At 63.6% G+C, this 22,961-nt stretch carries 21 protein-coding genes; 12 read left to right on the forward strand and 9 right to left on the reverse strand.

Going from position 1 to position 22,961, the window contains the following annotated elements; genetic code table 11:
• The first annotated feature begins 89 nt into the window (after positions 1-89).
• Genes CQ14_RS27405 through galE form a run of 3 tightly spaced genes read left to right on the forward strand, consistent with a single transcriptional unit; the run spans position 90 to position 4,187 of the window.
• The gene (locus CQ14_RS27405) at positions 90-2,375 is read left to right on the forward strand and encodes an exopolysaccharide transport family protein (RefSeq protein ID WP_057861047.1); all 2,286 of its coding nucleotides are present in this window, start codon (positions 90-92) and stop codon (positions 2,373-2,375) included.
• A complete protein-coding gene (locus tag CQ14_RS27410) occupies positions 2,368-3,192 on the forward strand; it encodes a WecB/TagA/CpsF family glycosyltransferase (protein ID WP_057860942.1) in 825 nt (274 codons plus the stop codon). The genes CQ14_RS27405 and CQ14_RS27410 overlap by 8 nt, the downstream gene beginning before the upstream one ends.
• Positions 3,189-4,187, forward strand: coding sequence for a UDP-glucose 4-epimerase GalE (gene galE, locus CQ14_RS27415; RefSeq protein ID WP_057860943.1), 999 nt, complete (start codon positions 3,189-3,191; stop codon positions 4,185-4,187). The genes CQ14_RS27410 and galE overlap by 4 nt, the downstream gene beginning before the upstream one ends.
• Before the next feature lie 105 nt (positions 4,188-4,292).
• On the opposite strand, the gene CQ14_RS27420 is transcribed toward galE, so the two are convergent.
• Positions 4,293-4,895, reverse strand: a complete 603-nt coding sequence (locus CQ14_RS27420) for a 3-keto-disaccharide hydrolase (protein ID WP_057860944.1) — start codon at positions 4,893-4,895, stop codon at positions 4,293-4,295.
• 269 nt (positions 4,896-5,164) lie between these two features.
• On the opposite strand from CQ14_RS27420, the gene CQ14_RS27425 reads away from it, so the two are divergent.
• The 3 genes from CQ14_RS27425 to CQ14_RS27435 all read left to right on the forward strand — a co-directional run bounded on the left by CQ14_RS27425 (position 5,165) and on the right by CQ14_RS27435 (position 6,283).
• Complete coding sequence (locus CQ14_RS27425; protein ID WP_063800433.1) at positions 5,165-5,575, forward strand: cupin domain-containing protein; 411 nt, start codon at positions 5,165-5,167, stop codon at positions 5,573-5,575.
• 62 nt (positions 5,576-5,637) lie between these two features.
• A complete protein-coding gene (locus tag CQ14_RS27430; protein ID WP_057838047.1) occupies positions 5,638-5,877 on the forward strand; it encodes a DUF2171 domain-containing protein in 240 nt (79 codons plus the stop codon).
• A 61-nt stretch (positions 5,878-5,938) separates the two neighbouring features.
• Positions 5,939-6,283, forward strand: coding sequence for a hypothetical protein (locus CQ14_RS27435; protein ID WP_057860945.1), 345 nt, complete (start codon positions 5,939-5,941; stop codon positions 6,281-6,283).
• Here CQ14_RS27435 and CQ14_RS27440 read toward each other — a convergent pair.
• The gene (locus CQ14_RS27440) at positions 6,257-10,345 is read right to left on the reverse strand and encodes a sensor domain-containing phosphodiesterase (RefSeq protein WP_057861049.1); all 4,089 of its coding nucleotides are present in this window, start codon (positions 10,343-10,345) and stop codon (positions 6,257-6,259) included. The two genes, CQ14_RS27435 and CQ14_RS27440, sit on opposite strands and share 27 nt — an antisense overlap.
• Positions 10,346-10,698: 353 nt before the next feature.
• Here CQ14_RS27440 and CQ14_RS27445 point away from each other — a divergent pair, with 353 nt between their 5' ends.
• The 4 genes from CQ14_RS27445 (at position 10,699) to iaaH (ending at position 15,678) form a co-directional block, all read left to right on the forward strand.
• A complete protein-coding gene (locus tag CQ14_RS27445; RefSeq protein WP_057860946.1) occupies positions 10,699-11,751 on the forward strand; it encodes an Ldh family oxidoreductase in 1,053 nt (350 codons plus the stop codon).
• 31 nt (positions 11,752-11,782) lie between these two features.
• The gene (locus CQ14_RS27450) at positions 11,783-13,150 is read left to right on the forward strand and encodes an LLM class flavin-dependent oxidoreductase (protein ID WP_057860947.1); all 1,368 of its coding nucleotides are present in this window, start codon (positions 11,783-11,785) and stop codon (positions 13,148-13,150) included.
• A gap of 14 nt (positions 13,151-13,164) precedes the next feature.
• On the forward strand, positions 13,165-13,950 hold the full coding sequence (locus CQ14_RS27455; RefSeq protein WP_057860948.1) for a fumarylacetoacetate hydrolase family protein: 786 nt from the start codon (positions 13,165-13,167) through the stop codon (positions 13,948-13,950).
• A gap of 300 nt (positions 13,951-14,250) precedes the next feature.
• Entirely contained in the window at positions 14,251-15,678 is a 1,428-nt protein-coding gene (gene iaaH, locus CQ14_RS27460) for an indoleacetamide hydrolase (RefSeq protein ID WP_057861050.1), read from the forward strand.
• Positions 15,679-15,692: 14 nt separating this feature from the next.
• On the opposite strand, the gene CQ14_RS46835 is transcribed toward iaaH, so the two are convergent.
• Together CQ14_RS46835 and CQ14_RS27470 are read right to left on the reverse strand one after the other, a co-directional pair.
• Complete coding sequence (locus CQ14_RS46835; RefSeq protein WP_057861051.1) at positions 15,693-16,427, reverse strand: helix-turn-helix transcriptional regulator; 735 nt, start codon at positions 16,425-16,427, stop codon at positions 15,693-15,695.
• 60 nt (positions 16,428-16,487) lie between these two features.
• Positions 16,488-17,477 (reverse strand): tripartite tricarboxylate transporter substrate binding protein, encoded by a 990-nt coding sequence (locus tag CQ14_RS27470; RefSeq protein WP_057861052.1) that lies wholly within the window; start codon positions 17,475-17,477, stop codon positions 16,488-16,490.
• A 173-nt stretch (positions 17,478-17,650) separates the two neighbouring features.
• Between CQ14_RS27470 and CQ14_RS27475 the strand changes: the two genes are divergently transcribed.
• A complete protein-coding gene (locus CQ14_RS27475) occupies positions 17,651-18,112 on the forward strand; it encodes a carboxymuconolactone decarboxylase family protein (protein ID WP_057860949.1) in 462 nt (153 codons plus the stop codon).
• A 15-nt stretch (positions 18,113-18,127) separates the two neighbouring features.
• Positions 18,128-18,541, forward strand: coding sequence for a cupin domain-containing protein (locus tag CQ14_RS27480; protein ID WP_057860950.1), 414 nt, complete (start codon positions 18,128-18,130; stop codon positions 18,539-18,541).
• Positions 18,542-18,711: 170 nt separating this feature from the next.
• Here the strand turns inward: CQ14_RS27480 and CQ14_RS27485 are convergent, their stop codons facing one another.
• From CQ14_RS27485 to CQ14_RS27505, 5 genes are all read right to left on the reverse strand, one after another.
• A complete protein-coding gene (locus CQ14_RS27485; RefSeq protein WP_057860951.1) occupies positions 18,712-19,569 on the reverse strand; it encodes a D-amino-acid transaminase in 858 nt (285 codons plus the stop codon).
• 150 nt (positions 19,570-19,719) lie between these two features.
• Positions 19,720-20,451 (reverse strand): amino acid ABC transporter ATP-binding protein, encoded by a 732-nt coding sequence (locus CQ14_RS43925; RefSeq protein ID WP_057860952.1) that lies wholly within the window; start codon positions 20,449-20,451, stop codon positions 19,720-19,722.
• Between the two features lie 6 nt (positions 20,452-20,457).
• Entirely contained in the window at positions 20,458-21,150 is a 693-nt protein-coding gene (locus CQ14_RS43930) for an amino acid ABC transporter permease (protein ID WP_057860953.1), read from the reverse strand.
• Positions 21,151-21,152: 2 nt separating this feature from the next.
• The gene (locus CQ14_RS27500; RefSeq protein WP_057860954.1) at positions 21,153-21,884 is read right to left on the reverse strand and encodes an amino acid ABC transporter permease; all 732 of its coding nucleotides are present in this window, start codon (positions 21,882-21,884) and stop codon (positions 21,153-21,155) included.
• A 168-nt stretch (positions 21,885-22,052) separates the two neighbouring features.
• Positions 22,053-22,904: an amino acid ABC transporter substrate-binding protein gene (locus CQ14_RS27505; protein WP_156435507.1), complete on the reverse strand. Its 852-nt coding sequence runs from the start codon at positions 22,902-22,904 to the stop codon at positions 22,053-22,055.
• Positions 22,905-22,961: the final 57 nt, after the last annotated feature.

Here is a 22,961-nt window from a genome sequence, read left to right on the forward strand (position 1 = left end):
TCAGCGCTTTTTTTCCAGCGCACCCGGCGTAGCCCGAAGAGTAACCCCTCAGCCGATGCGTGCGGCAGTTCGAATGGAAGCTGGGGTCGATGCTGATCTATGACCAGCCGATAAAGCCTGACGCCCGGCCCGGCGCGGCAACCGCGCCGGCCGGCTTCAGCGTGCTCGATCTGGCCCAGCTCCTGTGGCAGCGGAAGGTCGCGATCGCCTCGGCGGCGCTGATCTCGGCCTGCGTCGCCATAACCGTCGGCAAGAGCCTGACGCCGAAATACACCGCCTCCGCGCAGCTCTACGTCGATCCCCGCGAATTGCAGCTGGTCGATCGCGAATTGACGCCCCGCGCCCAGGACATCTCCGGCCTCGCCATGGTGGTGGAGAGCCAGGCGCGCGTCATCACCTCGAACAACGTGCTGCTGCAGGTGATCCGCGATACCAACCTGGAAAAGGATGCGGAGTTCGGCGGCGGCGACGCCAAGGGTCTCGTCGGATCATTGCTCGGCCTGGTCGGGATCGAGCTGCAGCCGACCGCCGAGCAGCAGAGGCAGATCCAGATGGGCGCGCTGGAAGCGCTCATTCGGCACATCAACGTCAAGAAGACCGACCGCACCTTCATCGTCGATATCGACGTCTGGTCGTATGAGCCGGCCAAAGCGGCGATGCTCGCCAACGCGATCTCGAAGGCCTATCTTGCCGAATCCAAGCAGTCGCAGGCCGCAGCCGCGCGGCGCGCGACCAGCGATCTCTCCGGCCGGCTGAAGGAGTTGCAAGAGCGGCTTCGCAACGCCGAGAATGCGCTCGCGGTCTACAAGGCGCAGAACAATTTCGTCGGCACGCAGGACACGCTGATCAGCGACCAGCAGCTTTCCGCCAGCAATCAGCGGCTCGCCGCCGCGCGTGCGCTGACGCTCGACGCGAAGGCCAAACTCGACCAGATCGAAGCCAGCCGCAAGGCGTCAAGCGACGCCGGTGCGATCCCCGAGGCGCTGCAGTCGCCCACGATCGCCAATCTGCGCGCGCAGTATGCCGAAGCGCGCAAGCGCCAGGCCGAACTGCAGGCCGAACTCGGACCGCGACACCCGGCGCTGCGTCAGGCGGAGCAGCAGGTGCAGGATCTTCGCCGCACCATCAACGAAGAAATCGAGCGCTTCGCACAGGCCGCGAGGAACGACCTGGTCCGTGCCCGCGACTATGAAGCCTCGCTCAACAAGGCGCTGGAAGCCCAGAAGCGCCAGAGCGTCCAGATGAGCCAGGCCTCGGTTCGGCTGCGCGAACTCGAACGCGACGTCGAGGCCAGCCGCGACGTCTATCAGTCGTTCCTGAAGCGCTCGCGCGAGACCGAGGAACAGGAGAGCCTCAACACCTCGAACGCCCGCATCATCGGCGAAGCCACCGTGCCGCAGCGGCGCACCTTCCCGCCGGCCATGAGCCTGCTTGCGATGATCGGGTTTGTCCTTGGCGGGCTCGCTGCCGCCGGCTGGGTCATCGCCGTCAACCAGTTGATGCCGGGCAGCAGCCCGGTTCAACCCCGGGACAAAGCGCTATCGGACGCGTTGGAAAAGCCGGCCGCTCCTGAGGCCGCAAGTCAGCCGTCCGCCGCCGAACCCCAGCCGCAGCCCGCGGTCAGCCTGATCGAAAAGCCACCGATCGCGCAGCTGCAGGAAGCCGATGTGATACGCACGCTCGGCGGTATCCTCGCAACCGGCGACGCCGCCGACGTCACCCGTCTGGGCTGGCCGACGCTGCGCGCGGGCTTTCCGCAGATGCCCATCCTCAATGCCTTGCGCAAGATGCGCGGAGCGCTGGCCAGGCGCGCCGGAAACACGCCAGTGATGGCCGTGATCGGCGCCAGCCCGGACCAGGACCGCAGCATCGCCGCACTGAACATCGCGCTCGCCGCCGCGCGCGACGGCGCCAAGGTTCTGCTGATCGATGCCGATTTCAGGGAACGCGCGCTGTCGAACAAGGTGAGCCACCTGGACAAGACCGAGCCCAGCCGCTTCGGTTGGCTCAACATCGGCGCCAAGCCACCCCGCGCGATCGCGACAGCGAACGGAATTTCGATCCTGCCGGCCATCAAGGCCACGGACGCCAAAGCGGGTAACGCTATCTGCAAGGCGATTGCGCAGGCTCGTTCCGCCGGCAGCTATGACCTCGTGGTCCTCGACGGTCCCGCCATGCCGTGGAGCCCGGCCGACCGCAAACTGCTCGACATTGCCGAGGGCCTGGTCGCGATCCTGCCGGTGCAGCTCGATATCAACGATTGCATGGAAGACATCATCGCTGCCCTCGGCGGAACCGAGCGCAAGCTCGTTGGTGTCGTCCTCAGCGAAGTCAACCCGACGGTCAACCAGCAGCGAGACAAGCAATATGCTTGAGCGCCGCATAAATACCGTCGGGCGGGCGGCCACGGCCAGCATACCCCGCATCACGCTGGGCGGGCTGCGGCTTGCCGTGCTGGATCTCGAGCAGACCGCGAACTTCATGATCGACACGGTGTTCCCGCAGCGCCGCGCCAATCGTCCGCTCTACCTGACCTCGGCAAATGGCGAGGTGCTGGCGCGCTGCTCGACCGAGCCGATGACCGACCGGCTGTTCCGGGCCGCCGATCTGATCAACGCCGACGGCCAGCCGCTGGTGACCGTGTCGCGATTCAAATCGAAGACACCGCTGCCCGAGCGCGTCGCGACCACCGACCTGTTCCACGTCGTCGCCCGCAAGGCACAGGCGGCCGGCCTGACCTTCTACCTGCTCGGCGCGGATGAGGCGGAGAACGCCGCCGCGGTCGCCTGCGTCCGCAAACAATATCCCGATCTCAAGATCGTCGGCCGCTGCCACGGTTTTCTCCGCGGCGAAGCGCTGCGGGCCAAGGTTGCCGAAATCAACGCGCTGGCGCCGGACTATCTCTGGCTTGCGCTCGGCGTTCCCTATGAACAGGCGTTCGTCGAGGAATTCACCTCCGCCCTCTCCAATGTCGGCGTCATCAAGACGGCAGGCGGGCTGTTCAATTTCCTGTCGGGCAGCCGCGTCCGCGCGCCGCTATGGATGCAGCAAGCCGGCCTCGAATGGGCCTGGCGCATCTGGCTGGAGCCGCGCCGCCTGTTCTGGCGTTATCTGACCACCAATCCGCGCGCGCTCTATCTGTTGCTGAACCGGAGCCGATCGACGGACATCAACGGAAGACGCAATCGATGAGCAGCCGTCCAGCCATTCTCGTCACCGGAGGCGCCGGCTATATCGGCTCGCATTGCTGCAGGGCATTGGATGCGGCAGGCTACCTGCCCATCACCTATGACAATCTTTCGACCGGCCATCAGAGCTTCGCCGCGGGCACGCTCGTCGTCGGCGACATCGCCGACAAGGCGACGCTGGCGCGGACCTTTGCCGAGCATGACATCGTGGCGGTCATGCACTTTGCCGCGTCGAGCCTGGTCGGCGAGTCCGTTGCCGATCCGCAGAAATACTACGCCAACAACCTCGCCGGCACGCTGTCGCTGCTTGCGGCCATGCGCGAAGCCGGCTGCAATCGCCTGGTGTTTTCATCGACCGGTGCGGTCTACGGCAACGCCGACAGCAAGGCGCTGCGCGAGGATTATCCCTGCGTGCCGATCAACCCCTACGGCGCCTCGAAATGGATGATCGAGCGCGTGCTGGCGGATTATCGCTCAGCCTACGGCCTCGGCTCGTTCGCGCTGCGCTACTTCAATGCCGCGGGCGCCGATCCGGCCGGCGGCATCGGCGAGTTGCGCGACGTGGAGACACATCTGATCCCCCGCGCCATGATGGCGCTGCAGGGGCACGTGCCTGATTTCGCGGTGTTCGGCGACGATTACGACACGCCTGACGGAACGGCGATCCGCGACTATATCCACGTGACCGATCTGGCAGCCGCCCATGTGCTGGCGCTCAAGCTCCTCTTGGAAGGACATTCCGGCGGCGCCTTCAATCTCGGCACCGGCAACGGGTTTTCGGTGCGCGAGATCCTCGCCGCGATCGCAGCCGAGACCGGCCGCGAAGTCCCGCATGTCGTCAAGCCGCGGCGATCGGGCGATCCGACCTATCTGGTCGCCGACCCCACCGCCGCTCGCGCGACGCTGAAGTTCAATCCCGTTCATTCGGATCTTGCGACCATCATTCGCACCGCCTGGGCGTGGCACAAGAAGGCGCATCCGTTGAAGACGGGTGCTTGAGGCGAGCCAACCTTTCAGCAATCCCAATGCGGAAGCACCCCCACCCCGACCCTCCCCCGCAAGCGGGAGAGGGAGCCGCGCACCATGCAAAGTGAACGCTGCGATCTACAGCGACTTGATCTGCACCTTGCGGAACTTGATCACGCCGGAGCCGTATTGCAGGGCGAACGGACCGCCGGCGTGTTTTGAATCCTGAACGTCGACGGTCTTCTGGCCGTTGAACACGACGACGAGGTGCGGGCCCTTGGCCGTGATTTCGTAGGTGTTCCATTTGCCGCCCGCCTTCGGCATCGGATCGACCTTGGCGACATCGACAATGGCGCCGGTGCCGTAGGTCGGATCGGGGCGCTTGTCGAAGATGTTGACCTCGTAGCAGATCTTGGCGTCGATCTTGGCCGACTGGTCGCAGCGGATGAAGATGCCGCTATTGGCGTCGTCGTCGGCCCAGAACTCGACCTTCATCTCGAAGTCCTTGTAAGACTCCTTGCTGACGAGATAGGAGGGGTCCTTGCCCTCGGTGATCTTGTCGGCGACCAGCGCGCCGTCCTTCATCGCCCAATTGGCTTTTCCGACTTCGGTCCAGTCACCCATCTTGCTGCCGTCGACGAGCGTCACCCAGCCATCACTCTGGCCGGACGCCACGCTGGAAAATTGAATGGCGGCGGCCCCCATCAGCAGGCCGGCCGCAAGTATCGACAAACGCTTCATGAACGTAACCCTCCCATGGCTGCTTTTAGTTGGGCGGCAAACTAGCATTACAATATCAGGCGTAAATCCGTTTTTCATGCTGCAGTTGCGTCATGCGCATCGTATCCCGGAAGCCGCCGGCCACGCATGCAGATGCGCGCCTTGTGTCCGAAGAAGCGGACCGGCTAGCGTGCGGCAGGCAGTTCTGATTGTGCCGAGCAAGGGAGGAATCCATAAAGCTGGCAAGGCGGCCCTGGCGATACCTTACGACGCTGCTGGCGTTGACCGCGATGACGGGCATCGGCGCGGCTGCGGAACTCAATCCGGCCGCGGTCATCTACAAGCTGCCGGACCAGATCCCCTGGGGCCCGGTCAACCCGGCCGGCGCACAAAGCGCCGTCGTGGTCGGCGATCCCTCAAAACCCGGCTTCTACATGGTCTACAACAAGTGGACCAAGGGCAACCATTTCAGCCGCCCGCATTTCCATCCCAACGATCGCTACATCGTGGTGCTGCAGGGCACGTGGTGGGTCGGCTCGGGGCCGAAATTCGATCCGGCCAACTCGACGCCGATGCCGGCCGGCAGTTTCGTCACGCATTTCGGCAAGCAGGTGCACTGGGACGGCGCCAAGGATGAGGACGCGGTGCTGCTGATCATGGGCGAAGGCCCAGCGACCTCGACGGCGGCGGAGGAGAAGTAACCGCAGCAACCATTTGGGCGACGGCGCGTTTCATAACCCCAACCATCTTACGGATATGAAACATGGCTGTTACCGAACAGATCAAGGAACACATGGACGTCATCTCGTCGGATAAGAAGACGGTCGGCAAGGTCGACCACATGGAAGGAACCGACAAGATCAAACTGACCAAGCAGAGCTCGCCCGACGGACAGCATCACCACTTCATTCCGGTGTCATGGGTCGACCATGTCGATCAGCATGTCCACCTCAACAAATCGGGCGCGGACGTGACTTCGCACTGGCAGCATGGCCGGCAGTAACCGGCTGACGCGCATTTGCATGGCGTGAGGATACGGCTATCATCCACTGTCAGGAGATAGAATGCATCCGGCGGGGCGACTGCAATTCGAACGCATGATCGGCGAATACGCACGGTGGCGGGCTGTTCCCGAAGCGGAGCGGTCGCCCGCCCCGGCGTGGTGGTGGGGGCCCGCGATCGAGCTGCGCGACGCACCACAATCCTTACCCGCCGAATGGTGCGCTGAACTTGGCCTGCCCGATCGGGCGACGTATGCGGCCGCCGCTGAAATCTTTCTCCAGGCGTTCGCGGGGCAGACGTCCCTGCCCTGGCCGTACGACTTTCCCCGCATGGCTGAAGCTCCCGACGCAAAGGTCGTGCGCGAGCTGCACCCGCAGCCGTCAGACGACAGCGCCTTCCAGCCCTGAGCCTGCTTCCGGTTGCAGCGGCGGCGAGGCGAGCCGCGGCTCGGAGCGAAGCAGATCGGCCATCTGCTTGGCGGGCAGCGGCTTGGAGAACAGAAAACCCTGCATTTCGTCGCAGGCGTGGCTGCGCAGGAAGGCCTCCTGCTCCACGGTCTCGACACCCTCGGCAATGACGGTCATGCCGAGCGCCTTGCCCATGCTGATGATCGCCTGCGCAATGGCCTGGTCTTCGGAATCGACCGGCAGGTCGCGAACGAAAGAACGATCGATCTTGATCGTATCGATCGGAAACTGCTTCATCAGCGACATCGAGGAATAGCCGGTGCCGAAATCGTCGATCGCCAAGCGAATGCCGCGGCTCTGGATCGCATCGAGCACCTTGATCGCGCGCGAGACGTTGCGCATCACCATGCTCTCGGTGACTTCGAGCTGCAGCAGCACCGGCGACATGCCGCTTGCCAAGAGCGCCTCGTCGACGTCGTGCAACAGGTGGGAATCGGCGAATTGCCGCGGCGACAGGTTGACCGCCATCGTCACCGGTCGCAAGCCGCGGCGCTGCCAGGCCATGTTCTGCGCGCAGGCTTCATTGAGCACCCAGCGGCCGATCGGGACGATCAGTCCGGTTTCCTCGGCCAGCGGAATGAATTGGCCCGGCGAGACGGTGCCGAGTTCGGGATGATCCCAGCGCAAGAGCGCCTCCACGCCGGTGATCTGGCCGCTCGCCATGTCGATCTTGGGCTGATAGTGCAACGAGAACTGGTCGCGTTCCAGGGCGCGGCGCAAGGCGCTCTCCAGCGTCAGCCGCTCGATCGATTGCGTCTTGATCTCCTTGGTGAAGAAGCGGAAGCCGTTCTTGCCGTCCTCCTTGGCGAGGTACATCGCCATGTCGGCGTTCTTGGTCAACGTCTGGATATCGGTGCCGTCGGACGGGTACATCGCGATCCCGATCGAGGCCGTGGTGTGGCATTCGTGGCCGCTGAGCTGCAGCGGCTGGCTGAGCACGGCAAGAAGCTCGACGGCAATGCGCTCGACCTCGTCCCGCTCGGCCGTCTCCTCCAGGATGACCACGAACTCGTCGCCGCCGAGCCGCGCCACCACATCGCTCGAACGCAGCGCGCGGCGCAGCCTGCCGCCGATCTCCACCAGCAGCATGTCGCCGGCGTCGTGGCCCAGCGAATCGTTGATGACCTTGAACCTGTCGAGATCGATGAACAGCAGCGCAAACTGCCGCTGGTAACGCGCGGCGGCATCGATCGCGGCGCGGAGCATGCCGTTGAACATTTCGCGGTTCGGCAGATTGGTCAGGCTGTCATGCGACGCCAGATACTCGATCCGCTCGTCGGCGCGGGTCTTTTCATCGGCGCGATCGAAATTCTCCAGCGCGAACGACACATTGTCGGTGAGCCGCTGCAATAGCTCCGCAAACTCTGATGTGAACGTATCCTTTTCCATCGACATGAAAGACATCACGCCGACGACCTGCCCTCGCACCAGCAGGGGAAATGAGGCGCCGGAATTCGTGCCGTCACTGCGCGCGGTGCCGTGAAACGCCGCGGCGCGCGAGTCAGCAAGGTAGTCGTTGATAATGCAGGCCCGGCGTGAACGTATCGCCGAACCACAGAGCCCGCGTCCCTCCGGGCGCGCCTCGCTGGTCGATATCGTCGCCTGGCGCGCGCTGGAGGCGGTCGGACCGGCAGCGGCCACGACGTCGAGATATTCGCTGTCGGGTTTTGTCAGCGCGATGGAGGTCAGAGTAAACTTGCCGCCGTGTGCCGCCGCTTCGCACACCAGTCCGAACAGCTCCGTCCGGGATGACGCACGGATGATCGCCTCGTTGGTTGCGCTCAGCGCCGCCAGCATGCGCGTCAGGCGTTCCTTCTGGACTTCGGTCCTCGCCTTGTCGTCGGCGCGGTCGAAATTCTCCAGCGCGAACGACACATTGTCGGCTAGCCGCTGCAGCAGCTCAGTAAATTCCGGGGTGAAAGTGTCCTTGTCCAGGGACATGTAAATCATGACGCCGACCGGCTCGCCGCGAACCAGCAGGGGGAAGGCGGCGCCTGACTGAGCGCCATAGGTGCCGACGATGGCCTGGAACGCGGCGACGCGCTGATCGGTTACGTAATCATTGGTGATGCATGGCCGCCTGGTTCGGAATGCTGTCCCGCTGAGCCCACGGCCCTCGGGACGGTTTTCATCGATAGACAGCCTGACATGCCGTGTCGTTTCGGCCGCCGGGCCCGAGGCAGCGACGATTCTGAGAAGGTCGCTGCCGGAATCGGCCAATGCGATGGTGGTCGATGTAAACCTGCCGCCGCCCGCCGCGGCTTCGCACACCAGATCGAACAGCTCCTTGCGGGACTTGGCCCGCATGATGGCTTCGTTGGTTGCGCTCAGCGAGGCGAACATCCGCGTCAGGCGCTCTTTCTGGCTTTCGGTCCTCGCCTTCTCGTCGGCCCTGTCGAAATTTCCGATCGCGAACGACACGTTGTCGGTGAGCCGTTGCAACAGTTCGGCGAATTCGGGCGTGAACGTGTTCTTCTCGGAGGAGATGAAGAACATCACTCCGACCGGCTGACCGGAAACCATCAACGGGAATGCCGCGCCCGACATGGCGCCGTCGCTGTGAATGAATTGGTGAAAGGCCGACCCGCGAGGATCGGTACGCAAATCGTTGGCGATGCAGGCCTGGCGGGAACGGAAGGCGTTGCCGCACAGTCCGCGCCCTTCCGGATGATCCGCGTTGGTCGAAACCTTCACCCGGCGCATGTTGGCGGCGGTCGGTCCCGCCACGGCGACCATGTCGGTATAGTCGCTATCCGAACGGGCCAGCAGAATGCTGGTCGAGTTGAACCGTCCGCCTTTCGCGGCGGCTTCGCATACCAGCTCGAACAGCTCCGTCCGCGACGTCGCGCGAACGATCGCTTCGTTGGTGGCGCTGAGCGCCGACAGCATGCGCGCCAGCCGTTCCTTTTGCGCGTCGGCCCTCGCCTTTTCGTTGGTCCGCTCGAAATTGTCCAGCGCGAACGAGACGTTCTCCGCGATCCGCGCCATCAGCGCGACGATCTCTTCGTCCTCCGCCCACAACTTTCCGACAAAGAACAGCAATACGCCGATGCTCTCATCGGCCTTGATCAGGGGAACAGCGACGCAGGCGGTGACGCCTGTCTCGCGCGCGGCCTGATGCCAGGGCTGCCCCTGCGTCGAGTTGAGAATGTCGTTGTTGACGGACGGCTGCTGCGTTCGGAAGGCCTTGCCGCAGACGCCCGTTCCATACGGGTTGCCCGCGTCGATCGAGAACGGCGCGCGCATGATCTGTTCGACGATTTCGCCGGTGCCGGCAACCGGCTTCAGCCAGACCGAGTCCGGTTGTGCCAGCAGCACCACCGTGGCGGCGGACTTTCCGCTGTATACCGCAGCATCGCAGACGCGCTGGTAGAGTTCCTGCTCGGTCTTGGCGCGAAGAATGGCTTCGTTGGTCGCGCTGATGGCGCCGAACATCCGGTTCAAGCGGCGCGTGGTGCGTTCGCCGTTTTTGCGCGCGGCCTCATGGTCGAAATTGTCGAGCGCGAACGAAATGTTGGCCGACACGCGCTCCAGCATCGCGACGAGCTGGCCGTCGATCGAGTGCACCTCGCGCCGCGAAACCAGCAGCACGCCGACGCTCTCGCCATTGCAGAGCAGCGGCAGGGCGGCGGCCGCGCCGACCTGGTTGGCCTTGGCGCCCTCGCGCCAGGCCAGCGAGCGCTGGTCGTTGAGGAAATCATTGCTGACGCATACGCGCCGGTCGCGAAAGGCGGGCCCGGAAACCCCGGATCCCTCGGGCGTACCAGCCACAATCGAAATATCGATGCTGCGCAGGCGGGGCACGTCATCGCCGCAACCGGCGGCGAAGCGCAGAAGATTGGTTTCAGGTTCCAGCAGGAAGACCGCCACGGCCAGGAAGTCGCCGACCGAGAACGCGGCTTCGCAGACCTTCGCGTACAGTTCTTCGGGCGATTTGGCGTACAGAATCGCTTCGTTGGTCGCATTCAAGGCCGCGAGCGTACGCGCGATATCGGTATTCACCGTCCCCAAGCTCCTGCCGGCAGCGCCGGGCTGCCCCCGCGGATTTTATGCGTGCAGCAGGCCTAAATGCTCGTTATTGGCGGCATGCCGTTGCCAATCAGAGTAAATGTCAGACCAACGGCAATTGGCGTCGCTCAGGAGAACTACGGTACTTTCACGATTTGTCAGCCATATCGCCGGTCCGCATGGGCCGAATTTTCCTCTGATGGAAATCCCCGGCAGGCGAGAGCCGTGTCCGCAGCATGGCTAACAGGATATTTCCACCCTTGCCCTGCCGCCGTCGCTTTGAGAGCATGCCGGCACCAAGCAAGACCCGCCACCCGCGCGGGCGTTAAAAGTAAGAGGAAATTGCCATGCCGAGGGTCCAGGCCGACCGTCTCACGCGCATCGGCGCGGCGCTGCTCAGGGCCGCCGGTGCGTCGCAGGAGGAAGCCGATGCGGTTGCTGTCGGCTGCGTCAACGCCAACCTCGCCGGCCACGACTCGCACGGCGTGATCGCGATCCCGACCTATATCGACCGCATCAAGGCGGGCCATATCGTGCCCGGCGCCAAATGGACCATCGTCCAGGAATCGCCGACTACGACCGTGATCGACGGCCATTGGGGCTTCGGCTTTCATGTCAACGCCAAGGCGATGGCGCTGACGATCGAGAAGGCGAAGACCGCCAACGTCGCCGCCTGCACCGTGTTCCGCCAGAGCCATGTCGGGCGGCTCGCCGCCTATCCGCTGATGGCGATGCGGGCCGGCATGATCGGCATTGCGGCCGCCGATTCCGGCCGCTCGCCAAAACATGTCGCGCCGTTCGGCGGACGTGAGGCAAGGCTCGGTACCAATCCGATCTCGATTGCGGTGCCGTCCGATCTCGAGGCGCCGTTCTATCTGGACATGGCGACGTCAGCGGTCGCGGCCGGCAAGGTCGCGCTGTCGCTCGCACGCGGCGAACAGATTCCGCAAGGCTGGATCATCGACGCCGAGGGACGGCACACCACCGATCCCTCGCAATATCGCAAGGGCGGCGCGCTGCTGCCGCTCGGCGGCAGCGAGGGCTACAAGGGAAGCGGGCTGGCCGCGATGGTGGAGGTGCTGTGCGGCCTGCTCACGGGCCTGGGTTTTGGCGTCGAGCCGACCGGCCGGCACAATGACGGATGTTTTATGGCGGTGTTCAATGTCGCGGCGTTCCGTCCGCTGAGGGATTTCGAGAAAGAGGTCGGCGAATTCGCGCGCTATCTCAAATCAACCCCGCCGTCGGAAGGCTCGCCCGGCGTGTTCTATCCCGGCGAGATCGAGCATATCCGTGAGCAACAACGCCGACGCGACGGTATCGAGGTCGAGGACGCCACCTGGGAAAAATTGAAGGCGCTCGCCACCGATTACAAGCTCGCCGCCGAACTCGACCTGAAATGAAATCCAATCCCACGCGCGCAAGGAGAACGGCATGACACGGCAAATGGCGCTGGTGGGATTTTTGCAGGCGCAGAACTGCACCAACCTGCCGAGTTCGTGGCGCCACCCGGAATCGCGCGACGATTCGATGTCGGCCGATTACTACCAGGAAATCGCCCGAATTCTCGAAGCCGGCAAATTCCACATGGCGTTCTTCGACGACCGGCTGGCGATGCCGGACCGCTACGGCAACGATCACGCCCACACCGTCGAATACGGCATCCGCTGCGTGAAGATGGACCCGCTGATCGTGCTTACCACGATGGGCATGGTCACCGAGAAGCTCGGACTGGGATCGACCTGCTCGACCACCTATTACGAGCCGTTCGACGTCGCGCGCCGCTTTGCCACCCTCGATTTGATGTCGGGGGGACGCGCGGGGTGGAACGTCGTCACCTCGCTCAATGACGGCGAGGCCCAGAACATGGGCAAGGACGCCCATCTCGAACATGACTTCCGCTACGACCGCGCCGACGAATTCATGGAAGTCGTGCTCGGCCATTGGGACACCTGGGAAGACGGCTCGCTGATCACCGACAAGAAGAGCGGCCGCTTCGCGGATCCGGCCAAGGTGAAGCGGCTCGACCACAAGGGACAATTCTTCAAGTCGCGCGGGCCGTTCACCGTGCCCCGTTCGGCGCAGGGCCACCCGGTCATCATCCAGGCCGGCGCATCCGGTCGCGGCCAGCGCTTTGCGGGGCGATGGGGCGAGGTGATCTTCACGGCAGCACGCAACGTGGTCGCCGCCAAGGAAGGCTATGCGGCGGTCCGCAACGAAGCCGCGAAAGCCGGCCGCGATCCCGACCAGATGTTCCTCTGCAACCTCACCACGCCGGTCTGCGGCGCGACCAAGGCCGAGGCTGAGGACAAGATGGCCGTCATCAACAAGCTGCCGCTGGAAATCGATGCGCTGTCGCTGCTGGCGGAAGCACTGAACTACGATTTTGCGTCCAAACCGCTCGACGAGCCGCTGACCACGGAAGAGCTCAGGAGCATGCAGGGCATTTTGGGCATTCGCGACGGTGTGCTCAAGAACTCAGGCAAGACCAATCCCAGCGCGCGCGACTTCGTCACCTTCTCCGGCCGCGGCCAGGTGCAGGACGCCATCGTCGGCGGCCCGAAGGAGATCGCGGACAGGCTGGAGGAGATGTTCGTCGAGCGCGGCTGCGACGGCTTTGTCATCGCGGCCACCATCGTGCCCGGCTCCTACGCCGATTTCGTCAAGCACGTCGTGCCAGAACTGCAGCGCCGCGGCCTGTTTCACAAGGATTACGCCGGCAAGACGTTGCGCGAAAATCTCGGCCTGAAGCGTCCTGTTGCGGGTGCCTGGAAAACCAGTCCGCGGGCCGCGGCCGAATAAGAAAAGGAAGAACCATGCGTTGGCTCAAATTCACCGCCGCCGGCAAGACATCCTGGGGAATCGTCGAGGGCGACAAGGTGACCGCCGTCAATGGCGATCCGTTCGGCGAATGGCAGCGGGAGGCGCAGTCGCACTCACTGAAAGACGTCAAGATCGAGCTGCCGCTGATCCCGCGCACGTTCTATTGCGTCGGGTTGAACTACCTCAAGCATCTCAAGGAAGCCGCCGACAAGGCCGGCACGGTGCCGAACGTGCCTGACAGGCCCGAGATCGGCTACCGCGCGCAGAACGCGCTGATCGCCCATGACGAGGATGTGGTGATCCCGGCGAGCGCGACCGAGAAGATTCACTACGAGGGCGAACTCGTCGTCGTCATCGGCAAGAAGGCAAAACACCTCACCGAGTCCAATGCGATGGATTGCGTGTTCGGCTACACCATCGGCAACGATGTCAGCGAGCGCACCTGGCAGAAGGCCGACCGCAGCCTGTGGCGTTCCAAGAACGCCGATACCTTCAAGCCGATGGGGCCGTGGATCGAGACCGATGTCGACCTCGACAAGATGGAGACGGTCATCCGGGTCAGCGGCAAGGAGACCGGCCGCTTCCGCACCAATGACATGATTTTCGGGGTCGTTCCCTTCCTCGTCGAACTCTCCAAATACTTCACGCTGTCGCCGGGCGACGTGATCTGGATGGGCACCGACGGCGCCTCGCCTAACTTGAAGGCCGGCGACGTGGTCGAGATCGACATCACCGGGATCGGGACGTTGCGGAACAGGTTTGTGAAGGAGAAGGTTTGAGGCGCTTCGACCATCATCCCGAGAGACGGTGAAACTATGTCCACCCATCATTGCGAGCGCAGCGAAGCAATCCATCTATCCCCACGTCGAGATCTGGATTGCTTCGCTTCGCTCGCAGTGACGGGGAGACCGAGTCCTCAGAAATGAGGACAGGCGCCAGAAGCAGCAGCGGCTAAAGTTCGTCCGAACGGGTACCTATTCGCACGGAGGATCATCATGGCTCGGAGTTCCGTCCTGCTCGGCTCGGCCCTTGCCGGCTTCGCCCTTGCCGCGGCATTGCCGGCGACCGCCCAACCCGCAATCAATCTGGATCAGCTCACCGCAACGCAAGCGGCCGCCGATCTCTGCGCCGGCAAGACCACCAGCAAGGCGCTGACCGCAGCCGCGCTGGCCCGCGCCAGGGCGAAGACCGATCTCAACGCCTTCATCACCCTCGACGAGGCCGGCGCGATGAAGGCCGCCGAAGCCTTTGACGCCAGCCGCAAGAAAGGCTCGTGCAAGCCGCTCGGCGGCGTGCCCATCGTCATCAAGGACAATATCGAGGTGGCCGGTCTCCCCAGCACAGCCGGAACGCCGGCGCTGAAAAATTTCGTGCCGAAGAAGGATGCGCCGGTGGCCGCAAAGCTGCGCGCGGCGGGCGCCATCATCATCGGCAAGACCAACATGCATGAGCTCGCCTTCGGCATCTCCGGCTACAACGCGGCGTTCAAGACGAGTGCGGAGTCGGGGGTGCGCAGCGCCTATGACGCGACAAAGATTGCCGGTGGCTCATCATCCGGAACGGGCGCCGCGGTCGGCGCGCGGATCGTCACCGCGGGCCTTGGCACCGACACCGGCGGCTCGGTCAGGGTCCCCTGCGCGCTGAACGGCTGCGCGGCGCTGCGTCCGACGGTCGGCCGTTATCCGCAAACCGGCATCGCGCCTATCTCCCACACCCGCGACACTGCCGGCCCAATGGCGTCGACGATGGCCGACGTGACGATCCTCGATCGCGTCATCGCCGGCGGCGGCGCGATCGCGCCCGCCGAATTGAAGCAGGTGCGCATCGGCGTCGACAAGTCGATGCTGGCCAATCTGGACGCCGATACCGAAGCCGCATTCAAGGCTGCGCTGGAAAAACTCAAGGCGAGCGGCGTGACGGTGGTCGATATCGAGATGCCGAAGCTTGCCGAGCTCAACGGCCAGGTCGGATTTCCGCTCGCACTTTACGAGGCCTATGACGACATGGTCGCCTATCTCAAGAACAGCGGCTCTGGCGTCAGCATCGACAATCTCGCCAAGGAAATCGCGAGCCCCGACGTGAAAGGCACCTATGACGGGCTGGTGATTCCGCGCAAGCTGCCAGGACCGAACAACACGGTCTCCGATGCCAAGCCGGCCTATGATGCCGCGATGAAGACCGCCCGGCCTGCGCTGCAGGCGCTCTATCGCGATACATTTGCGAAGAACAAGCTCGACGCCATCGCCTTCCCGACCGTGCCGAAGGTAGCGATCGCCTCCAATCCGGACTCGTCGAGCATCGCCAACTTCATGCTGTTCATCCAGAACACCGATCCCGGCAGCAATGCCGGCCTTCCCGGCATCCAGTTTCCCATTGCGCTGGGTGCATCGAGCAAACTGCCCGTCGGGCTCGAGCTCGATGGCCCCGCAGGGAGCGATCGCAAGTTGCTTGCGGTCGGCATGGCGATGGAAAAGCTGTTCGGCCGGCTACCGCCGCCATCGCGCTAGCAAGGCTCGCGCGGCTAATGCCGTGCAAACAGGCTGGCGATGCCGCTGCGGCGGCGGACGCCGAGCTTGGCGAAGATGCGCTCGATATGGGTGCGGACAGTCGAGACCTCGACCTGCAGCCGGCGCGCGATCTCCTTGTCGCTGAGATCGTCCGATATCATCCGCGCGATCTCGAACTCGCGCACCGAGAGTTTCAGGATCGGTGAACCGTCCGCCGCGACGGCCGCCGCCCCGCCGGCGGCGCGGACCAGCGCTCCCGTGAAGGCCGGCTCGATCAGCCGCAACAGCTCCAGCGTATGGCCGTCGAAATTATCGCGGCCCCGGCCGCGCCAGATCCTGACGTCGCCGATGTTGCGGCCGCCGGCGAAACTATAGGCATTGACGCCCCAGTGCAGTCCGTCACGGGCGAGAAAATCGTTGAAGAACTCAGTTCGCATCAGATCGCGTTGCGGCATCACCTGGGTGACCAGCGTCGCCTCGCGGCGTGCCTGCAGCTTCAACGTGATCGGATCGTGCTGCTGGTAGTAGCGGTCGTAGGCCGCGATATTGGCCGGGTCCATGTTCAGGTACACGGCCTTTTCGAAACGGCCGGTCGCATCCTGCCAGACGAACGAGGCGTAGTGATCGGCTTCCAGCAATTCCAGCAGGTGATGGCCGACCGCCTCGCGCACGTCGTGTTCGCTGAGGTCCTCGGACAACAGCCCGAAAATGCGCGCCAGCACCCGGCTCTCGGAAGCGCTCACATACATGCGGAGCATCCTAGCGGGGAACCGCGGCCGGGGGAACCGACTTCGCGCCGTCCTGTCGCCTTACTCGGCCTTGATGCCCGCTTCCTCGATCACCTTGCGCCAGCGTTCCACTTCGCTGCGGTAGTAGCGGCCGAACTCCTCCGGCGGCGCGGCGATCAGGACGAGGCCTTCGTTGACGCTGAGTTTTTTGAAGGCGTCGGCCTGCACGGCTTTCGCCGCCGACCTGTTGAGACGATCGATGATGTCGGGCGGCGTTTTCGCCGGAGCAAACAGGCCGTACCAGGTTTCCGCCTCAAAGCCGGCAAGACCGGTCTCGGCGACCGTCGGCAATTGTGGAAAGGCGGGCGAACGTTCTGCTGATGTCACCGCCAGCGCGCGCAACTGGCCACCCTCGATCAGGGATGCGGCGCTTGCCACCGTCGTGAACATTACCTGGGTCTGCCCGCCGATCAGATCGGTGATGGCCGGCGCGGAGCCCTTGTAGGGCACCATCGTCATGTTGACGCCGGCCATGCGCTTGAACATTTCACCGGCAAGATGCGCCGAGGTACCGGTGCCGAACGTGCCATACGAGATCTTGTCCGGCTCGGCCTTTGCCGCCGCGGTCAGATCGGCGATGGAACGAAATGATGACTTCGGATTGACGACAACGATGTTGGGGGAACGCGCGATGAACGCGACCGGCGCAAAGTCCTTGTTCGGATCGAAGGGCAGTTTGGCGTAAAGGCTCGGGTTGACCGCATGGGCAAATGATCCCATCAGCAGCGTGTAGCCGTCGCCTTCAGCAGAAGCGACCGCCTGTGCGCCGATGATGGTGCCAGCGCCCGGCTTGTTCTCGATGATGATGCTGGCGCCGAGATCCTTTGCCATCTCCTGCGCCAGCACGCGCGCGATGGCGTCGGTGCCGCCGCCCGGCGCAAAGGGCACGATGACCTTGATGACGCGCTCCGGATAGGCCGCGAAAGCCGTATGGCTGAGCAGCGGCAGCAATAGCGCGGCGAGCGCGAACAGGAAGGCAATGCGGCATCGATCGACCGCAGTCAGTGGCATCGCACGGCTTCCCGCCGACACCCGCTCGCGCGCAAACATCCGTCGCCTCCCCTGCTTTTCTTCAGATCACTTTATTGTATCCGACGGCATCGATCCAGACCGTGACTATCGTCCCGATCGGGATAGACTTGGGCAATCGTTCAAATTGAAAGCGTCCAGAGAGGAGAACGTGCATGAAGCCCCGGATGAACTATTACCAGGCCGCGCCCGACACCATCAAAGCGCTCGTCGCGGTGGAAGCCCAGATCGTCGCCTCAGGGCTCGAAAAGTCGCTGATCGAACTGGTGAAGACACGCGCCTCGCAGATCAACGGCTGCGCCTATTGCATCAACATGCACACCCAGGATGCCCGCAAGCTCGGCGAGACCGAACAGCGGCTCTATTTGCTGAGCGCCTGGCATGAGTCGCCGCTCTATACCGACCGCGAACGCGCCGCGCTGGCATGGACCGACGCGTTGACGCTGATTGCCGAGACGCACGCCCCCGACGACCTCTATGAAGAGCTCCGCGCCCATTTCTCCGAGACGGAGATGGTCAACCTGACCGTGCTGATCGGGGCCATCAATGCCTGGAACAGGATCGCGATTTCCTTCCGCGCCGTTCACCCGGTGAAGGCAAAGGCAGCGGTGGCGTAGAGCGAGGAGGCTGACATGACACGATCGATTTGCGGCATGACGGCAATCGCCCTGCTTGCACTCGTCACGGGCACCGTGCCGGCCGCACATGCCGAGGGCGACAAGGTGACGCCCGTGCGTTCGGAAAAGCTGCCGAACGTTCCCGGCAAGAGCCTGACTACCGTGCTGGTGAACTACGCGCCCGGCGGCAAGTCGGCCGGTCATCATCACGCCGGCAGCGTGATGGCCTATGTGCTGACGGGCAGCATCCGTTCGGAGAATTCGGCGACCGGACCGGCCAAGGTCTACAAGGCCGGCGAGGCTTTCTTCGAGCCGCCCGGCAGCGAGCATCTCGTCAGCGAGAATGCCAGCACGACGGAGCCGGCAAGCCTGCTCGCGATTTTCGTCGCCGATGATGGGGCGCAACTGACGACGTTCGGGAAGAAGTGAGGGGTGGTGTGGTGGGGAACCACGCGCACCACACACTCCGCTGTCATGCCCCGCTTCAAGCGGGGCACCCAGTACGCCGCGGCTTCTCGGCTTAAGCGCGACATCTCTGGAATACTGGGTCGCCCGCCCCTGTGCGCAATTCCGCACAAGGCGGGCGACGACATTAGGCGCTAAACCGCCGTCGCCTTGGCGAACTCCACATAGATCTCGCGGAGCCGGTTGGTCATCGGGCCGGGCTTGCCGTCGGCCACCTTCTTGCCGTCGATCGACACCACCGCCTGCACGAACAGGCTGGCGCTGGTGATGAAGGCTTCCTTGGCGGCCAGCGCCTCCTCGACGGAAAACGCACGTTCCTCGACGCGAAGCTGGCGCTCTTCCGCCAGCGCAACCACAGCCTTGCGGGTACAGCCGGGCAGGATCTCGCTGCCGTTCTGCCGCGTCACGATCACGTCGTCCTGCGTGAGGATGAAGCAGGAGGACGAGCCGCCCTCGGTCACCTTCCCGTCCTCGATCATCCAGGCCTCGCCTGCACCGGCCGCAGCCGCCGCCTGCTTGGCCAGCACCTGCGCCAGCAGCGCCACGCTCTTGATGTCGCGGCGGGTCCAACGCAGGTCGGGCACCGTGATCACGTTGATGCCGGTCTTGGCCGAGGGCGCGTTGACGATGTCCTTGGTTGAAGTGAACATGATCAGGGTCGGCTTGACGTCCTTGGGGAACGCAAAATCACGCCCGGTATCGGCGCCGCGCGTCACTTCGAGATAGACCATGCCGTTGACGAGATTGTTGCGCTTGACCAGCTCCTGCTGGATCTCCTGGATGCGCGCTATCGTCTCGGGGAGCGCCAGCTGGATCTCGCCGACCGAGCGCTCCAGCCGCGCCAGGTGCGAGGCATTGTCGATCAGCTTGCCGTCGAGCACGGCGGCGACTTCATAGATGCCGTCGGCAAACAGGAATCCGCGGTCGAGGATCGAGACCTTCGCCTCTGAAAGGGGGACGAAAGAGCCGTTGACGTAAGCGATCTGTTCCAAAGTAGAATCTCCTCGTAGCGATGCCGCCGTGGCGGAAGTTATAGCTAACCGTCATTGCGAGGAGCGAAGCGACGAAGCAATCCATTCCTCCACTTGCGGCACCATGGATTGCTTCGCTTCGCTCGCAATGACGGGGACAGGCCAGCGAATCTAATGCGACAGAATCTTCGACAAGAACTTCTGCGCGCGTTCGCTGCGCGGACTGCCGAAGAAATCGGTCTTCTGCGCGTCCTCGACGATCTCGCCCTTGTCCATGAAGATCACGCGATGCGCGACCTTGCTGGCAAAGCCCATTTCGTGGGTGACGACCATCATGGTCATGCCCTCATGGGCGAGATCGACCATGACGTCGAGCACTTCGCTGATCATTTCGGGATCGAGCGCCGAGGTCGGCTCGTCGAACAGCATCGCAATCGGGTCCATGGCGAGCGCGCGCGCAATCGCCACGCGCTGCTGCTGGCCGCCGGAGAGTTCGGCCGGATATTTGTTGGCGTGCGCCTTCAGCCCGACGCGCTCGAGCAGCTTGTCGCCCTTGGCCACCGCCTCGTCATGCGAACGGCCCAGCACCTTCTCCTGCGCCAGGCACAGGTTCTCGATGATGCGCAGATGCGGAAACAATTCAAAGTGCTGGAACACCATGCCGACGCGCGCGCGCAGTTTCGGCAGGTCGGTCTTGGGATCATTCACCTTGACGCCGTCAAGGATGATCTGGCCCTCCTGGAACGGCTCCAGCGCGTTGACGCATTTGATCAGCGTCGACTTGCCCGAACCCGACGGGCCGCAGACCACCACCACCTCGCCCTTGGCGACGCTGGTGGTACAATCCTTCAGCACCTGGAAGCTCGGCCCGTACCATTTATTGACGTGGCTGATTTCGATCATTGGCTCTCACCGAACAATAGCAATGCGTGCCTGCAGGCGCCGGACGCCCCAGGACGCGAGACAGGAAATCACGAAATAGACCGCGGCCGCGAACAGATACATCTCGACCAGCCGGCCGTCGCGCTGCGCCACCTTGCTGGCCGCGCCGAGGAAGTCCGGGATCGACAGCACGTAGACCAGCGAAGTGTCCTGGAACAGCACGATGGTCTGCGTCAGCAGCACCGGCAGCATGTTGCGGAACGCCTGCGGCAGCACGATGTAGCGCATGGACTGCGCGTAGGTCAGGCCGAGTGCGCTGGCTGCCGCCGGCTGCCCCCTGGAGATCGACTGAATGCCGGCGCGCATGATCTCGGAGAAATACGCCGCCTCGAACATGATGAAGGTGACGAGCGACGAAGTGAACGCGCCGACACGGATCGGCCGCGACGCCCCCGTCAGCCACTGGCCGATATAAGGCACCAGGAAATAGAACCAGAAGATCACAAGCACCAGCGGCAGCGAGCGCATGAAGTCGACATAAAGCCCGGCGATGCGGCCGAGCAGCTTGTAGCTCGACAGCCGCATCAGCGCGATCAGCGTGCCGAAGACCAGGCCGCCCAGCGCCGACAGCCCGGTCAGCATCAGCGTAAAACTCATGCCGTCGAGGAACAGGTAGGGCAGCGAGCGGCGGATGACGTCGAAATCGAGATTGCCGAACATCGTCATTTCCCCGTGATGTAGCCGGGGATCGCCAGGCTGCGTTCGAGGAAGCGCATGCCAGTGACGACGATGATGTTGATCGCGAGATACATGATGGTCGCGGCGGTGAAGGCCTCGAACACCTGGAACGAAAACTCCTGCATCGCCCGCGCCTGGCCGGTCAGCTCAATCAGGCCGATGGTGATGGCGACGGAGGTGTTCTTGACGGTGTTGAGAAATTCGGAGGTGAGCGGCGGCATGATGATGCGAAACGCCATCGGCAATAGCACGTAGCGGTAGCCCTGCGTGGTCGTCAGCCCAAGCGCGGTCGCGGCCTGCTTCTGCCCGCGCGGCAATGAGGCGATGCCGGCCGCAAGCTGCACGGCGACGCGCGCCGACATGAACAGGCCGACCCCGATCGCCGCGGTCCAGAACGGCGCGTTGGGAAGCTGCTTCAACCAAAGCCCCGCGGTGCGCGGCAACAGTTCCGGCAGCACGAAAAACCAGAGGAACAGCTGCACCAAGAGCGGCATGTTGCGGAAGAATTCGACGTAGCAAAAGCTGATCCACGACGCCGCCTTCGACGGTAGCGAGCGCAGGATGCCGATGATGGTGCCGAAGATCAGCGCGATGATCCAGGCCAGCAGCGCCGTCTTGATGGTCAGCCATAGCCCCGACACCAGCAGGTCGAGATAGGTGCCCGCCCCGGTCGGGTTCGGCTCGAAGAAGATGTGCCAGTTCCAATTATAGTTCACGAAGCACCCTACGGAAAACGCCGGCAAAGCCTTGGTCGCTAACGCTTATGCAAAAGTCCGGCCATTCGTCACTGCAAAATGGCCGGACTCTTCTGATTAGACGCTCAACTGTGGCATCCCGGTTCGAGACGGCGCTAACGCGCCGCCTCGCGCCATGAGGATTGCAACTTACTTATACGAATCCGGATCTGGCGAGTCCGACGGCTTGGCGAATTCGTTCTTGAGTTCAGCACTGATCGGCGTGTTGAGGTTCAGCCCCTTCGGCGGGATCTTCTGCGTGAACCACTTGTCGTAGATCTTCTGCGCCTCGCCACCGGTATAGAGGGCCGAGGTCGCCGCATCGACCACCTTCTTGAACGCCGGATCATCCTTGCGCAGCATGATGCCGTAGGGCTCCGGCTTGGAGAACGCATCCTTGGAGATCGTGTAGTCGTCCGGCGCTTTCGAGCCGGCAACCAGGCTCGCCAGCAGGATGTCGTCCATCACGAAGGCCACCGCGCGGTCGGTCTCGACCATCAGGAACGCCTCGGCGTGATCCTTGGCCGGGATGATGTTGATGTTGAGGCCGCGTGCTGCGTTGGCCTCGGTAAGCTGCTTGATGTTGGTGGTGCCGGCGGTGGAGACCACCGACTTGCCCTTGAGGTCGTCGATCGCGTTAATCTTGCTCGCCTTCTTGGTGACGTAGCGGCTGGCGGTCAGGAAGTGGGTGTTGGTGTAGGAAATCTGCTTCTGACGCTCGGCGTTGTTGGTGGTCGAGCCGCATTCGAGATCGATGGTGCCGTTGGCGAGCAGCGGAATACGGGTCGACGACGTCACCGGGTTGAGCTTGACCTCGAGCTTGTCGAGCTTGAGCTCCTTCTTCACGGCATCGACGATCTTGTAGCAGATGTCCATCGCGTAGCCGACCGGCTTCTGGTTGTCGTCGAGATAGGAGAACGGAATCGACGAGTCGCGGAAGCCGAGCGTGATCGCGCCGGTCTCCTTGACGTTTTTCAGCGTCCCGGTGAGTTCCTGGGCCATTGCCGGAGTGGCGCACAACGCACCCGCGAGCAGACAGCCGATAATCTGACGGTGTTT

Source organism: Bradyrhizobium lablabi (genome assembly GCF_001440475.1).
GTDB lineage: Bacteria > Pseudomonadota > Alphaproteobacteria > Rhizobiales > Xanthobacteraceae > Bradyrhizobium > Bradyrhizobium lablabi.